The sequence below is a fragment of the Pseudomonas viridiflava genome (assembly GCF_900602065.1).
Taxonomy (GTDB): Bacteria; Pseudomonadota; Gammaproteobacteria; order Pseudomonadales; family Pseudomonadaceae; genus Aquipseudomonas.
Map to the genome: position 1 here is coordinate 66,037 of NZ_UWFN01000116.1, position 13,361 is coordinate 79,397.

A 13,361-nucleotide genomic window follows, 5' to 3' on the forward strand; every position below is an offset into this window, starting at 1 on the left:
AGCGTAAAAAGGCGACGAGTCATGCATGAAGCGCTAGTGGGCGCCCATGCATTTTGTCCTCGTATAAAAAACAAGAGAGAGAAGTCCTTATGAAAATGAAACAGGCCTGGTTGTCGCTGGCCCTGATCTCCACGCTTTTCGCCGTATCGGCTCAGGCTCAAACTGACAATAAATGGGTATCAGCATGGTTGGGTGCCATTCAGGGGCCCTACCCGGTCGGCAACCCCTCGGCACAGCCGGATCTGAGTCTCGCTTTTCCTGCGCCGAATCAAGGCGCACAGGATCAAACCTTTCGCCTGATGGTTCGGCCAGACATCTGGACGGGACAAACACGGATTCGCCTGTCCAACGAGCTGGGCACCCGGCCCATTACGTTTGACGGTGTGTACGTTGGCTTGCAGCAAGGCAGCTCGGCAGTCATGCGCGGCACTAACCAGGTGGTGTCTTTTGCAGGCAAGCCCAGCATTGAAATTCCGCCGGGTGCATCGGCCTGGAGTGATCCCGTCACACTGCCGTTTGCCCAGGCAAAAGACTTGTCACTCCTTCAAGGTCGCAGGCTGGCTGTCAGCTTCCATGTAAAAGGTCAGAGCGGCCCGATGACATGGCATGCCAAGGCACTGAACACTTCTTATGTAAGCCGGCCTGGCGCGGGCTCGGTAGGCCATTCCGAGGACGAAAACGCCTTCCCGTTCAGTACCACCTCCACCTACTTTCTGGACGCGGTCGACATGATGGCGCCGAAAGACACCAAGGTCGTGGTTGCCTTCGGCGACTCGATCACTGATGGCACCGGTACGACTTTGAACGGCGATGATCGCTGGCCAGATATCCTCGCCAGGAAGTTGCATGCTGTTTATGGCGACAGGGTCTCAGTCGTGAACGCAGGTATTGGAGGCAATCAAATTGCCGGCCCTGCGATCTATTCGCCGCAAACACCTTTTGCTGGCGGCCCGTCAGCAAAAATGCGCGTGGAAAGAGATGTTCTGGGCGTTTCTGGCGTGACGACCGTTATCTGGCTGGAAGGCATCAACGACCTCAGCAAGAACGGCAATGCCTCGGTTGAGACGGTCAAGGCTGCGATGACCGAAACGCTAAGCAAAATAAGATCGCAGCGACCAGAGATCAGAGTCATTGGCGCGACAGTGATTACCGCCCTTGGCAGCACCAGTGCTGCGCACGGTCATGCTGAACAGAATACAAAACGTGAAGAGCTGAATACCTTCATCCGCACATCCGGTCTCTTTGACGATGTGATCGATTTTGAAGCTGCCACGCTCGACCCTGCAACCGGTGGCATGCGTGCTGAATTTGTGCCCGACAGTACGGTGGGCGGGCCTGGCGACAAATTGCATCCCAACCGGGCGGGCTATCAGGCAATGGCTGAGAAGATAGACATTTCACGGCTGTTCAAGGCCGAGCCCAAATAAGGACCGGACAGTAGCGGCTCTTTGGTTGAGCCGCTACTTCTGCGAAAAATCTACGTTGTTCAACAACTCAACGTCGCCGCCGCATTTTCAAAGCTTGAACTTGCCCACCAGCGTATTGAACGAGATCGCCAGACGAGACAGCTCCTGACTCGACGCATTGGTCTGGTTCGCACCTGCCGAGGTTTGAGTCGACAGGTCCTGAATGTTCACCAGGTTGCGATCCACCTCACGTGCAACCTGCGCCTGCTCTTCTGCTGCGCTGGCGATGACCAGGTTGCGTTCGTTGATCTGGCTGACACCCGCGCTGATTCGTTCCAGAGCCAGGCCGGCTTCGGTTGCCAGCGACTGCGTGCTTTGAGCCATCGACTGGCTTTTGCCCATCGACTGCACGGCTTCATCAGCACCGGCGCGTACGACCTTGATCATCGCTTCAATTTCGCCGGTAGAGGCTTGGGTGCGGTGGGCCAGCGCCCGGACTTCATCCGCTACAACGGCGAAGCCTCGGCCCTGTTCGCCAGCACGGGCGGCTTCGATGGCAGCGTTGAGAGCCAGCAGGTTAGTCTGCTCGGCAATGCCGCGGATCACGTCGAGCACTTTGGTGATGTCACGAATCTGACCGGCCAGGGTTTCAACGCGCTGCGTGGAGTCATTGATGTCCACCGCCATGGTGTTCATGGCCGTCACCGCCTGCTGCACTTGATGCTGCCCCTTGATCGCATCTTCGGCGGTCTGGCTGGATACTTCGGACGTGCTGGCTGCGTTACGGGCAACCTCCTCTACCGCTGCGGTCATCTGGTTGACCGCCGTAGCGGCCTGCTGAATCTCATCATTTTGACGAACCAGACCCTGGGTGCTGTCTTCAGTAACTGCCGTCAGTTCTTCAGCGGCTGAGGCCAACTGATGAGATGCATCGGCGATTTGCTGCACGGTGCCTTTAAGGTCTTTCTGCATGTTGGACAGTGCTTTGAGCAGTTGCCCGGTTTCATCCTGGCTGCCTGCTGCTATCTCTTTGCTCAGGTCGCCCTGGGCAATTCGGATTGCGCTTTCTACAGACAGGTAAAGCGGCCTGGTGATCATGCGTGTCACCCACAAGCCGAGGGCCACTGCAGCACCGGCAGCAATGAGCGCCCCGATGATCAGTGCCCACGTCACACGGTGGTTGGTGTCTTCACCTGAGGTCGCCACATCAAGCGCCTGGCGGGCATTGGACTCGATCATGATTTTGACTTCGCCAATGGTCTTGCGATACGCAGGCGTTGCAACGGTATCACCTAGCTTGGCTGCCTGATCGACATCGCCACTTTTTAGCACCGCGAATACGTTTTCTGCGGCTGCGACATACGCTGGCCAGTCGCGCTCGAAATCATTACCTGCGGCACGCTCATCAGCTTCGAGCGGCGTGGCGCGATAGATTTTGAACTGTTGTTCAGCCTCGGCCTGATTGTCCCGGAAAGACAAAACCGCAACGTTTATTTCCTCAGGCGTGGCTTTGCGTAACCCCAGATTGATCGCCCTGAACATGTCACGGTGGGTAGCGATCACGTTTGCCTTGACCGAGTCGGTTTTCTGAATCGACACCAGGTCATTGCTGACTGTGCTCTGCAACTGGCCATAGATCGTTGAGATCCCACTGTATCCCAGCCCCGCAACACCGACCGTGATGACGGCACAAAGACCAAAAGCAGAGAGCAGTTTTGATTTGAGCTTCAGATTCAGGAACTGGGACATGGGAAGCACTCGGGTCTGGAATTGTTAGAGTCGAGAGCTAAACGGACCAACGCCCTCTCTAGCCGCGTTATCGACTGGGAGTGAGCAAACTTTATTGTTGTTGTAATACTAAGTTACAACGCCAATGCCTTGATAAACGTCATGGCCGCGAGGCGATTTCGTCCAGATGCTGAAGCAAGTCTTGTGGGTCTTCATACACCCTCAATGCGCCGGCGCGTTCAAGTTCAGCGATGTCATAGCCGCCCGATAACAAGCCGATGCCGGTGGCCTTGCAGCGTCGGGCGGCAAGCATGTCCCAGATCGCATCGCCGATCACCAGACACTCATCAATGGCCACGTCCATCTTGCGCGCAGCAGCGATGAATAAATCCGGATCAGGTTTGCCGTACTTCACGTCATCGCGGGTGATGATGTCGATGTCATTGATGTCCAGCTTCAGCGCTTTCAGATTGATGGTTGCTGTATCTACTCCACCGCTTGTCGCGATACACCACTTGAGGTTGTCTTTGCTGAGTGCATCCAGCAGTTCAACAGCGCCAGGCAAAGCGATGATCTGCCCCTGAAGCCGTTTGTAAGCCTGCGCATGTTTATCGCTGAGGCGTTGCGCTTGTTCGTCCGAGATATTCAAGCCGGTTTCTCGTGATAAAGACTTGAGCATGAGCCCGCCACTCATGCCGATTTTTCTGTGAATGCGCCACATGGCAAGAGGAATATTTTCTGAGTCCAGCGCTTCTTTCCACGCTGCGACGTTCTGGTAGACGCTGTCGGTCAGCGTGCCATCAAGATCAAAGATAAATGAAGTCTGGGGGCGCATCAGGCGGTTCCTTTAGTTGAGTCATATGGCTACCCATGTTTCGAGTGCCTTGTAGCCCGTGCGTTCGGTATTTCGTCACGCACCCCTGTTCTCCAGACGTGAGGGCATCCCGTCACAAAAAACCTATGAATAAGTTGTACAAGAAACTACATTGGTACAAGAAAATGTGACTGTTTGCCGTACATCACGAGGAAAATTCCGTGAATAGAAGGTTTGGATGAACAAGACCCGCCGACTGTGTCTGATCCTGGGTGACCAGTTATCTGAAGACCTTGCCTCGCTGGCTGAACTGGATGCCGAGCACGATGCTGTCCTGCTGGTCGAGGTCATGGAGGAAGCCAGCCACGTTCCGCATCACCCGCAAAAGATCACGTTGATTTTCAGTGCCATGCGCCATTTCGCCGAGGCATTGAAGGCGCGAGGTGTTTGTGTGCACTACGTCAGGCTCGATGACCCGCAGAACAGCAGCTCGGTACCTGGCGAGTTGCATCGTTGGCACTCGTTGTTGCAGCCAGAAACGTTGCACCTGACCGAGACCGGTGACTGGCGTCTGGAGCAATCGATCAGGCAGTGCGGCTTACCGGTCCAGTGGCACAGCGACACGCGCTTTCTCTGCAGTCGCGCCGAGTTCTCTGACTGGGCTCAAGGTAAAAAACAGCTGCGGATGGAATTCTTCTACCGCGAAATGCGCCGCAAAAGCCGGTTGTTGATCAATGGTGACGGCACACCGGTCGGGGGTGCCTGGAACTTCGACGCAGAAAACCGCAAGGCGCTGCCCAAAAACGTGCGAGCCCCCTACCCGGCTCGTTTCTCTACGGATGCAATCACTCAGGAAGTGATCACGCTGGTTCGGGAAAGGTTCTCCAGTCGCTACGGTGCTTTGGATAATTTTGATTACCCGGTGACTCATGCCGAGGCCCAGTCTCTCTGGGAGTACTTCCTGGACTATGGCCTGGCAGGCTTTGGCGATTATCAGGACGCAATGGCCAGCGATGAACCGTTTCTTTTCCATGCGCGCATCAGTGCGGCCCTGAACATTGGTCTGCTGGATCTGCGCCAGTTGTGCAGCGATGTGGAGTCGGCATATTGGTCGGGCAGGATTGCGCTGAATGCCGCAGAGGGTTTCATTCGTCAATTGATCGGCTGGCGCGAGTATGTCCGCGGCGTGTACTGGTTGCAGATGCCGGATTACGCCAGCGGTAATGCTTTCGGTAACAGCAGGCCGTTGCCAGAGTTTTACTGGACCGGCAAAACCAGAATGAACTGCATGCGCCAGGCCATCGGCCAAAGCCTGGAATATGCCTATGCCCACCATATTCAACGGCTGATGGTGACGGGCAACTTCGCGTTGCTGGCAGGCATTGCGCCGCCTCAGATATGCGAATGGTATCTCGCGATTTATATGGATGCGTTCGACTGGGTCGAATTGCCTAACACGCTGGGCATGGTCATGCACGCCGATGGCGGCTATCTCGGCTCAAAGCCTTATTGCGCCAGTGGTCAGTACATCAAGCGCATGTCCAACTACTGCGGCGATTGTGCCTACAAAGTGAGCGAAAGTACTGCCGACAATGCGTGCCCTTTCAACGCTCTGTATTGGCATTTCCTGATGCGTCACGGCGATGTTTTGCGCGGTAATCAGCGCATGGGCATGATTTATAAAAATCTCGACCGCATGGACGAATCCAAACAGGAAGCACTCTGGCAGCGTGGCGAGATGTTGCTTGCCAAACTGGATGCGGGTGAGTTGGTTTGACACGACTTCTTTGTCCGGGCGGCCTGACAGCGGATCATGGAATTCACGCGTTTCTTCTGTAGGAGTGAGCTTGCTCGCGATAGCGGTAGAACTGTTGAGAAATTATCGCCTGACCAGACGCTATCGCGAGCAAGCTCACTCCTACAGGGCCTAAGTTTCACTGCTCGACAGGCGCACTCCTAAAGAAGTGCATTTCAATGCAAAGGACTGAGATTTTCATGCGAGCAATGCGTTGAAGAAGAGTGAACTGCCAGTAAAAGCCTGCGTTGTCTGTGGCTTGCCCTTTACCTGGCGCAAGAAGTGGGCTCGCTGCTGGGATGAGGTTCGTTACTGTTCGGAGCGTTGCCGGCGGCACAAGCACGCCGCTCATTAATATCGCGTCCATGTCCGAAAGCGTCCTGCATACGGCCGAGCGCTGTCTGTTGCCGCATTTGTCTGGCCCATACCATGACCTCTGAAGCTCACACACCATAGAAGCCAAGAGGACAGACCATGAGCAACAGAGCCCTGATTGTCATTGATGTACAACATTCCTTCCGCCACTCCGCCTATTGGTCCGAAACCGACCTGCCGGGCTACCTGAAAAATCAGCAGGCGTTGATTGACGGCTGTGTCCAGCAAGGCATCCCCGTGGTACAAGTCTTCCACGTTGAGGAGCAGGGACACTTTTCCCTGGCTTCGGGCCATGTGAAAACCCTGGACGAGGTATCAATCAACCCTGACGTGATCATTCACAAGCGTCAGCACAGCGCTTTCGCAGGCACCCCACTGACTAGTTGGCTGAGGGAGAGAAACATCAATTCATTGATCATCAGCGGTATCCGTACCGAGCAGTGTTGTGAAACCACTACGCGGCACGCCTCGGACAGTGGCTTCAATGTCGACTTCGTCAGCGAGGCGACGCTGACGTTCCCCATGACTCACTCACGCACGGGCCGCACTTATAGTCCGGCGGACATTCGTGAGCGTACCGAATTGGTGCTGGAAGACCGCTTTGCCCGGATCACCACCGTCGCCCAGGCACTGGCAGGTTAAACAATGATCGTTCCGGTGCTGTTTGTACTGCTGCCCAATGTACTGATGCTTGATCTCGCAGGCCCGGCGGAAGTACTGCGCCTGGCCTCGCAACTTGAAGGCCCGAACGGGCTGGATTTTGATTTGCAGTACGTCAGCCCGGTGCCCTCACTGCAATCATCAATCGGCCTGCCACTCGCAGGTCTTGCGCCCTTGCCGGAGACCCTGGTGCCGGGGACGATGGTCGTGCTGGTGGGTTCCACAACAAACCTGTCACCTGCTGGCCAACTGGAATTCGAGTCAGCCAGCGCCGCAGTCACTGACTGGTTGCGCCGGGTATTCGAGCCGTCAGCAGAGCGGCTGGTGTGCATTTGCGCCGGGGCGTTAAGTGCCGCAAGAGCGGGTTTGCTGGACGGCCGGCAATGCACCACCCACCACTCCCTTTGCGCGACGTTGCAGGTTCTCGCGCCAACGGCACGAGTCCTGGAAAACCGCCTGTATGTGACTGACGGTCAAATCAGCTGCAGCGCTGGCGTCACGGCGGGCATAGACCTGATGCTGCATCTGCTCGCCGAACTGGCAGGACCACAACTGGCCTGCGCGGTGGCTCGGGACATGGTCGTGTACATGCGGCGTGGCGGCGCAGACCCGCAACTGTCGCCCTGGGTCAGCGGCCGCAACCACTTGCATCCCGCGCTGCACCGGGTGCAGGACGCACTCACCGCAGCACCGTGCGATGACTGGAGCGTGACTCGCATGGCAAGCCTGGCCTGTACCAGCAGCCGACACCTGGCGCGTCTTTTCCATGAGCATGCAGGAGTCAGCCCGCTCGATTACTTACACCGGCTACGGGTAAGCGTCGCCCGCGAACTGCTGGCCCAGTCAAGCCTTGATATGGAAGCGATTGCTGAACGCGCAGGTTTCGGCTCGGCCAGGCATCTACGCCGTATCTGGGGCAAGTACGAAACCGCTCCGCCATCGGAAAGCCGGTGCGTTTAGGCCCCCACTCCGGAGTCAGTTGCAGGACGTATATAACGGGGTGATTGATGTACTCATGAACCTCACTCAGCAGTCTTTGCTGATTTATCAGTCTAGTGCGCGCTACACATGGCTTTTATATTGATGCCCGGATGCATCAGGGTCGCAAGCGCTTGAGTAAGCGCGATATCGCTTTCCTCTTCCCCTCCCCGTCACGGTGCTCCGCTCCCGATCAGGCTCATCTATCTGGAACTGCAGAGAGCGCTATGACCGACACTTATGACCCCACACGCCGCGCAGTGATGATTGCGCTTGCCGCGCTACCGCTTAGTGGAACTGCGTCCGCATATAGCCAGTCGGGCGAAGTCCAGCGCAACGGATCGCGGACCCTCGTGGCGTACTTCTCCCGCTCTGGAAATACGCGTGTCGTCGCAGGCTTGATCCAGCGATCGCTGGCCACTGACGTGTTCGAAATCCGGACCGCCTCGCCCTACCCCGAGGATTATCTAAAGACTGTGGAGCAAGCCCGGCAGGAGCGTGACGCGGGTTACGAGCCGGAACTGGAAGTGAAGATTTCTGACATACAGCACTACGACACCGTGTTACTTGGCTTCCCTGTCTGGGGAGAAACCGCTCCACCAGTGATTCGCGCATTCCTGAGCGCACACGACCTGGCCGGTAAAACACTGATTCCGTTTATCACCCATGGAGGCTATGGCCTGGGTAATAGCTTGAAGGTCCTTTCAAGCCACGCCCCTAAAGCCCGACTGCTGGAAGGTTTCGTGATGCAGGCCGATCAGGAAAGGCAAACCATGAACAGCGTCGAGAGTTGGTTGAGCGAAGCAAAGCTCAAGGGCTGAACGCTTCAGAATTATCACTTTGAGGAAGCAGGCATGGATCAGGTAACCGTCGTTATCGGCGCAGGCTCGATTGGTCAGGCGATTGCCCGACGGGTCAGTGCGGGCAAGCATGTATTGCTGGCCGATTTGAAGCAGGAAAACGCCGACGCCGCAGCTAAAGTATTGAGTGATGCGGGCTTTGAAGTCAGCACTACCCTCGTCGATGTGTCTTCGCGCGCATCGGTGGAAGCCTTGGTAAAAACCGCCACAGGCCTTGGGGAAATCACTGGTGTGATTCACGCGGCCGGGGTCTCTCCTTCCCAGGCGCCTGCGGCCGTCATTCTGCGGGTTGATCTCTACGGCACGGCGCTGGTGCTTGAGCTGTTTGGTGAGGTCATCGCCAAAGGTGGCTCGGCCATCGTCATCGCCTCACAGTCCGGGCACCGTTTGCCTGCGCTCACGGCAGAAGAAGATAAAGCGCTGGCATTGACACCGGTAGAAGAACTGCTTGCGCTGGACATGCTTCAGCCGGACAAAGTGACGGACCCACTCAACGCGTACCAGATATCCAAACGGGCCAATTCATTACGTGTCCGGGCGCAAGCTATTCGCTGGGGTAAACGCGGCGCGCGGGTCAATACCATCAGCCCCGGCATCATCTTCACGCCGCTGGCCAAAGACGAATTATCCGGGCCGCGTGGCGAAGGCTATCGGCGGATGATTGAAACCAGTGCCGCCAAACGCGGCGGCACCCCCGATGAGGTTGGGGCCGTGGGCGCGCTGTTGATGGGGCCGGAAGGCACATTTATCACCGGCAGCGACATCCTCATGGACGGTGGTGTTACAGCGCAGTACTGGTATGGCGAGGATAGGGGCTGAACGAACGCCCAAACCACAGAGTTGCAATACCCCCTGTAGGAGCTGCCGAAGGCTGCGATGGCGGTGTATCAGGCATAACTGATCGCAGCCTTCGGCAGCTCCTACAGAATATGCATTTCAGGCTCCACCTGGGGCCTAGCGGATCTCATTGACGTACATGAAGTGCTCGGTGCTCGCACGCTGGTGGGTCATCATTACCGGCGTGGCCGCCTGATCGAATGACACTGCATCAATGATCATCAGCGCATGGGGCGCAGTCAGTTCCAGCAGACGGCAATCCTCTTCATTGGCAAGGCCAGCGGTCAGTTGCTCGCGCACGGCGGCAACTCGCAGACCGTACTGTTCCAGCAAATAGCGATAGAGCAACTCTGGCAGCTCATCCGGGCCCGGGAAATCCGGTACTTTGCTGGCCACAATCGTGAACTGCTCGTGCATGGCGGCCACGCCGTCGATGCTGCGCAGACGGTGCAATCGATACACCGGGCTGCCTGCTTCGATCAGGAGCTTTTCGGCGTCCTGCGCACTGGCTTCGCCCAACTGATAATCGAGCAATACAGTTCGCGACTTGAGCAGTGCCCCTTCCTTATTGTGCAAACGGAAGTACTGGAAGAAATAGCGCAGGTTGTGCAGTGGCGCCCAGCCAGTCACCACGGTGCCCGTCTTGCGACGGCGCATCAGCATCCCTTCAGACACCAGTTCGGCCAGTGCGCGGCGGATGGTGCCAACTGACACGCCGAAATCAGCGGCCAGCGCGTTTTCGCTGGGTATCACCGTACCGCTGGTCCACTCGCCGAGCAGAATCGCCTCGGATATCTGCCGTTTGACCACTTCATAAAGGGGCGCACTGTCGTTTTCGCTCAGCCGCGAAAAATTCCCGGATGCGGGCGGCGAATTGCTATCTGTCATCTTTTTTCCTTGACGGGCCGTGCGTGGATACTTAACTATAAACTATATAGAAATACATCGAGAGCAAAAATGACGACGAATGCAGCGCTGAAACAGGCACTCCAGTCGATCGAAGCGGATCATGATTCGCTCATCAGCGATCTGCAACGAATGATCGCCGTGGACACCTGTTTTCCTCCAGGAGCAGGCTATGGTGCCTTTGCCGACCTGATGGAAGAATTGGTTACGCCACTGGGCCTGAACACCCGACGCGTCACGGTGCCCGAGGCGCTGTGGCAGACCCGCAGTGGCGAAGCCTATGGTGAGCGGGTCAATCTTGTCGCTCGTCAGCCTGGCGATCAGGAAGTGTGCAGCCTGTATTTCCACGTCGACACGGTACCGCCCGGCGACGGCTGGACCCAGCCGCCACTGCAACTGACCGAGGTTGACGGCAAGCTCATCGGACGCGGCACGGCTGACATGAAAGGCAGTATCGCCTCTACCCTCGCCGCCTTGCGCGCCGCGCAGCGTTTCAATTTGCCGTTGCGCTACTGCCCCTCGCTGCTGCTGTGCACTGATGAAGAAGGCGGGTTGTACCCCGGCATTCGATATCTGGCTGAACAGCAACTGGTCGAAGGTCATATCCTCAGTTTCAACGGCGGCGCGGCTCCGCGCATCTGGGCGGGCTGTTTCGGCAGTATCGATGTGAAGATTACCGTCAAAGGGCGGTCTTCTCATTCGGGTGAGCCGGTCAACGCGATCAACGCCATCGAACAGAGCCTGCCGCTCCTGAATGCGCTGCACAGTCTTAAGCAGCAGGTGCAACAGCGGGCCTGGCCGATGCCTGCACCTCCGCACTACAACGGCGCCCCGCTGATTTCACGCATGACGCTGGCCGCTGCGCACGGTGGCAGCAAGGGATCAACCGTGCCGGCGCAATTCGAGATCCTGATCAATCGCCGCTATGCGCCGCAGGAGCCATTCGAGCAGGTCATGGCGGAACTGCAGCAATGCATCGATGCCGCCATGGCTGACAGCGAAGCGTTGTCCGTTGAACACGAAATCATTGGTCATCTGGCGCCGGTTGCCGACCCTACAGGCCCGCACTGGCCACGCTGGCAGGCGGCACTTGGGGTTGGTTTTGGCTTCACTGAAGAACAATTCCAGTGCTATGGCTCATCGAGCAGTTCGGACATGGGCTGGGTACAGCAAGCCGGCATTCAGGAGATTCTCCTGGGGGGGCTGATCCGTCCGGAAAGCCGGATCCATGCCGCTGACGAATACACCACGCGCGGCGACCTGGTCGCGCTGGCGCAATCGATTCTGGCTTATCTGGCAGCGGACTTCACCCCGCCAGCTCAGCCCGACTGAACACTGTAAGCCCCGAAGACCGGCATCAAGACTGGTTATCGGCTTAGTTTTACCTTGGCTGCCCTACGTCCACTCATTACCCAGTGAAGTATCGCCATGAATACAGTTTTCAGGCTCAACCGCCGTCGTTTCCTGACCACCTCCGCCATTGTTACCGGCGCAGCGATGCTGCCGTTTTCCAGTACGCTCTGGGCAGCCGCCGCTGCACGCAAGGGCGGCACCCTGCGGATCAGCGTCGATCAGGCGGTTGGCATGCTCAATCCGCTGCTGGCGCGGGTCAATCCTGAGTATTTGCTCAGCGAATTGCTTTACAACGGGCTGACGCGTCTGAGCCAGGACATGCAGGCCGAACCCGACCTGGCTCAATCCTGGAGCCATAACGATAGCCTTACGGAGTGGACGTTCACGCTGCGCAGCAACGTGCTCTTCCATGATGGCAGTACTTGTACGGCCAAGGACGTCGCCGCCAGCCTGCAGGCGATCCTTGATCCGAAAACGGCCTCACCCGGCCTGCGCAACATCGGCCCGATCCAGAGCGTAGAGGCGCTGGATGATTTGCGCGTCAAGCTGACCACCAGCGCACCGTACGCCGACCTGCCGGTAAGCCTGGCTTACCCGGACGCCAAGATCGTCCCGGCTGCCATTGTGCAAGGCGATCTGAACCGCCTTTCCCGCGAAGCCGTGGGCACCGGTCCTTTCAAGTTGGTGTCGTTCGAACCTGAGCGCATGGTCGTGGTTGCCCGCAACGAGCGTTTCTACGACCCGCAGCGTCCGCATCTGGACCGTGTCGAAATCCGTGTATACCCCGACCCGTCTTCAGAAAGCTCAGCGGTGATGTCCGGCGACATCGACCTCATGCTTTCCGCGCAGGCCACTGAGTTCAGCCGTCTCAGTGAAGCCAGCGGGGTCAAAGGCCTGCGCGTCGCGTCCGGTCAATTCCTGAACATCAACATGGCCTGCGATCAACCGCCGTTCAACGACGTTCGCGTTCGCCAGGCACTGTCCCTGTGTGTTGACCGCGCAGCGCTGGTGGATTTTGTTGCTGAAGGCTTTGGTACGCCCGGCAACGACACCCCGCTCAATGCCGCGTACCGCTACCACAGCGACATCGCCTTGCGCGAAGCCAACATTGAGCAGGCAAAAAAACTGCTGGCCGATGCCGGTTATCCCAACGGGCTGGACATCACACTGGTTGCCTCGGACAAACCGTCCACACGCACCCAGCTCGGCATTGCGGTACGCGAGATGGCCAAGCCTGCCGGTTTCAACATCAATGTGGCGACCATGGCCAACAGCACCTATCTGGATCAAGTCTGGAAGAAGGGCAACTTCTACGTTGGCTTCTACAACATGCAGCCCTCCGCCGACGCAGTGTTCTCGCTGCTGTACACGTCGAACGCTGCCTGGAACGAAACCCGCTGGAACAACGCCGAGTTCGACGCGGCGGTGGCTGCTGCGCGTGGTACCGACGACCCGGTCAAACGGGCGGCCCTTTACGCCACCGCGCAGCAACTGATGCACGAGCAAGTGCCTTCACTGATCCCGACCTTCTTCGATGTGCTCGCCGCTCAGCGCAATTACGTTCAGGGCTATCAACTGCACCCACGCGGTGCGGTATTCCGCCTTGATCAGGCATGGCTGGATGACAGCGCGCCCAAGCGTGGATGAAC

General features: G+C 57.6%; 12 protein-coding genes. 9 read left to right on the forward strand and 3 right to left on the reverse strand.

Annotation, left to right across the window (positions count from 1 at the left end):
- Positions 1–419 precede the first annotated feature (419 nt).
- The gene (locus EE949_RS05520; protein ID WP_205504710.1) at positions 420–1,427 is read left to right on the forward strand and encodes a GDSL-type esterase/lipase family protein; all 1,008 of its coding nucleotides are present in this window, start codon (positions 420–422) and stop codon (positions 1,425–1,427) included.
- Between the two features lie 87 nt (positions 1,428–1,514).
- On the opposite strand, the gene EE949_RS05525 is transcribed toward EE949_RS05520, so the two are convergent.
- Together EE949_RS05525 and EE949_RS05530 are read right to left on the reverse strand one after the other, a co-directional pair.
- The gene (locus tag EE949_RS05525; protein ID WP_122663349.1) at positions 1,515–3,155 is read right to left on the reverse strand and encodes a methyl-accepting chemotaxis protein; all 1,641 of its coding nucleotides are present in this window, start codon (positions 3,153–3,155) and stop codon (positions 1,515–1,517) included.
- A 139-nt stretch (positions 3,156–3,294) separates the two neighbouring features.
- Positions 3,295–3,969 carry an HAD family hydrolase gene (locus EE949_RS05530; protein WP_122663350.1) on the reverse strand — a complete coding sequence of 225 codons (675 nt, stop codon included), beginning with the start codon at positions 3,967–3,969 and terminating at the stop codon, positions 3,295–3,297.
- 217 nt (positions 3,970–4,186) lie between these two features.
- Between EE949_RS05530 and EE949_RS05535 the strand changes: the two genes are divergently transcribed.
- From EE949_RS05535 to EE949_RS05560, 6 genes are all read left to right on the forward strand, one after another.
- Complete coding sequence (locus EE949_RS05535) at positions 4,187–5,725, forward strand: cryptochrome/photolyase family protein (RefSeq protein WP_122663351.1); 1,539 nt, start codon at positions 4,187–4,189, stop codon at positions 5,723–5,725.
- Between the two features lie 232 nt (positions 5,726–5,957).
- Positions 5,958–6,098 carry a DUF2256 domain-containing protein gene (locus EE949_RS05540; RefSeq protein ID WP_122663352.1) on the forward strand — a complete coding sequence of 47 codons (141 nt, stop codon included), beginning with the start codon at positions 5,958–5,960 and terminating at the stop codon, positions 6,096–6,098.
- 119 nt (positions 6,099–6,217) lie between these two features.
- The gene (locus EE949_RS05545) at positions 6,218–6,760 is read left to right on the forward strand and encodes a cysteine hydrolase family protein (RefSeq protein ID WP_122663353.1); all 543 of its coding nucleotides are present in this window, start codon (positions 6,218–6,220) and stop codon (positions 6,758–6,760) included.
- Between the two features lie 3 nt (positions 6,761–6,763).
- Positions 6,764–7,738, forward strand: a complete 975-nt coding sequence (locus EE949_RS05550) for a GlxA family transcriptional regulator (RefSeq protein ID WP_122663354.1) — start codon at positions 6,764–6,766, stop codon at positions 7,736–7,738.
- Between the two features lie 245 nt (positions 7,739–7,983).
- Positions 7,984–8,577 carry a flavodoxin gene (locus EE949_RS05555; RefSeq protein ID WP_122663726.1) on the forward strand — a complete coding sequence of 198 codons (594 nt, stop codon included), beginning with the start codon at positions 7,984–7,986 and terminating at the stop codon, positions 8,575–8,577.
- A 33-nt stretch (positions 8,578–8,610) separates the two neighbouring features.
- Positions 8,611–9,435 carry an SDR family oxidoreductase gene (locus tag EE949_RS05560; RefSeq protein ID WP_122663355.1) on the forward strand — a complete coding sequence of 275 codons (825 nt, stop codon included), beginning with the start codon at positions 8,611–8,613 and terminating at the stop codon, positions 9,433–9,435.
- 135 nt (positions 9,436–9,570) lie between these two features.
- Here the strand turns inward: EE949_RS05560 and EE949_RS05565 are convergent, their stop codons facing one another.
- Entirely contained in the window at positions 9,571–10,341 is a 771-nt protein-coding gene (locus EE949_RS05565; RefSeq protein WP_122663356.1) for a GntR family transcriptional regulator, read from the reverse strand.
- Between the two features lie 69 nt (positions 10,342–10,410).
- Between EE949_RS05565 and EE949_RS05570 the strand changes: the two genes are divergently transcribed.
- Both EE949_RS05570 and EE949_RS05575 read left to right on the forward strand, forming a co-directional pair.
- Complete coding sequence (locus tag EE949_RS05570; protein ID WP_122663357.1) at positions 10,411–11,691, forward strand: M20 family metallopeptidase; 1,281 nt, start codon at positions 10,411–10,413, stop codon at positions 11,689–11,691.
- A gap of 96 nt (positions 11,692–11,787) precedes the next feature.
- On the forward strand, positions 11,788–13,359 hold the full coding sequence (locus EE949_RS05575; protein WP_122663358.1) for an ABC transporter substrate-binding protein: 1,572 nt from the start codon (positions 11,788–11,790) through the stop codon (positions 13,357–13,359).
- The last annotated feature ends 2 nt before the right edge of the window (positions 13,360–13,361 follow it).

What these genes read in the sequence shown, in the direction of transcription:
- EE949_RS05520 (WP_205504710.1), top strand. Translation starts at nt 420, where the DNA reads ATGCGCGGCACTAACCAGGTGGTGTCTTTTGCAGGCAAGCCCAGCATT.
- EE949_RS05525 (WP_122663349.1), bottom strand. Translation starts at nt 3,155, where the DNA reads ATGTCCCAGTTCCTGAATCTGAAGCTCAAATCAAAACTGCTCTCTGCT.
- EE949_RS05530 (WP_122663350.1), bottom strand. Translation starts at nt 3,969, where the DNA reads ATGCGCCCCCAGACTTCATTTATCTTTGATCTTGATGGCACGCTGACC.
- EE949_RS05535 (WP_122663351.1), top strand. Translation starts at nt 4,187, where the DNA reads ATGAACAAGACCCGCCGACTGTGTCTGATCCTGGGTGACCAGTTATCT.
- EE949_RS05545 (WP_122663353.1), top strand. Translation starts at nt 6,218, where the DNA reads ATGAGCAACAGAGCCCTGATTGTCATTGATGTACAACATTCCTTCCGC.
- EE949_RS05550 (WP_122663354.1), top strand. Translation starts at nt 6,764, where the DNA reads ATGATCGTTCCGGTGCTGTTTGTACTGCTGCCCAATGTACTGATGCTT.
- EE949_RS05555 (WP_122663726.1), top strand. Translation starts at nt 7,984, where the DNA reads ATGACCGACACTTATGACCCCACACGCCGCGCAGTGATGATTGCGCTT.
- EE949_RS05560 (WP_122663355.1), top strand. Translation starts at nt 8,611, where the DNA reads ATGGATCAGGTAACCGTCGTTATCGGCGCAGGCTCGATTGGTCAGGCG.
- EE949_RS05565 (WP_122663356.1), bottom strand. Translation starts at nt 10,341, where the DNA reads ATGACAGATAGCAATTCGCCGCCCGCATCCGGGAATTTTTCGCGGCTG.
- EE949_RS05570 (WP_122663357.1), top strand. Translation starts at nt 10,411, where the DNA reads ATGACGACGAATGCAGCGCTGAAACAGGCACTCCAGTCGATCGAAGCG.
- EE949_RS05575 (WP_122663358.1), top strand. Translation starts at nt 11,788, where the DNA reads ATGAATACAGTTTTCAGGCTCAACCGCCGTCGTTTCCTGACCACCTCC.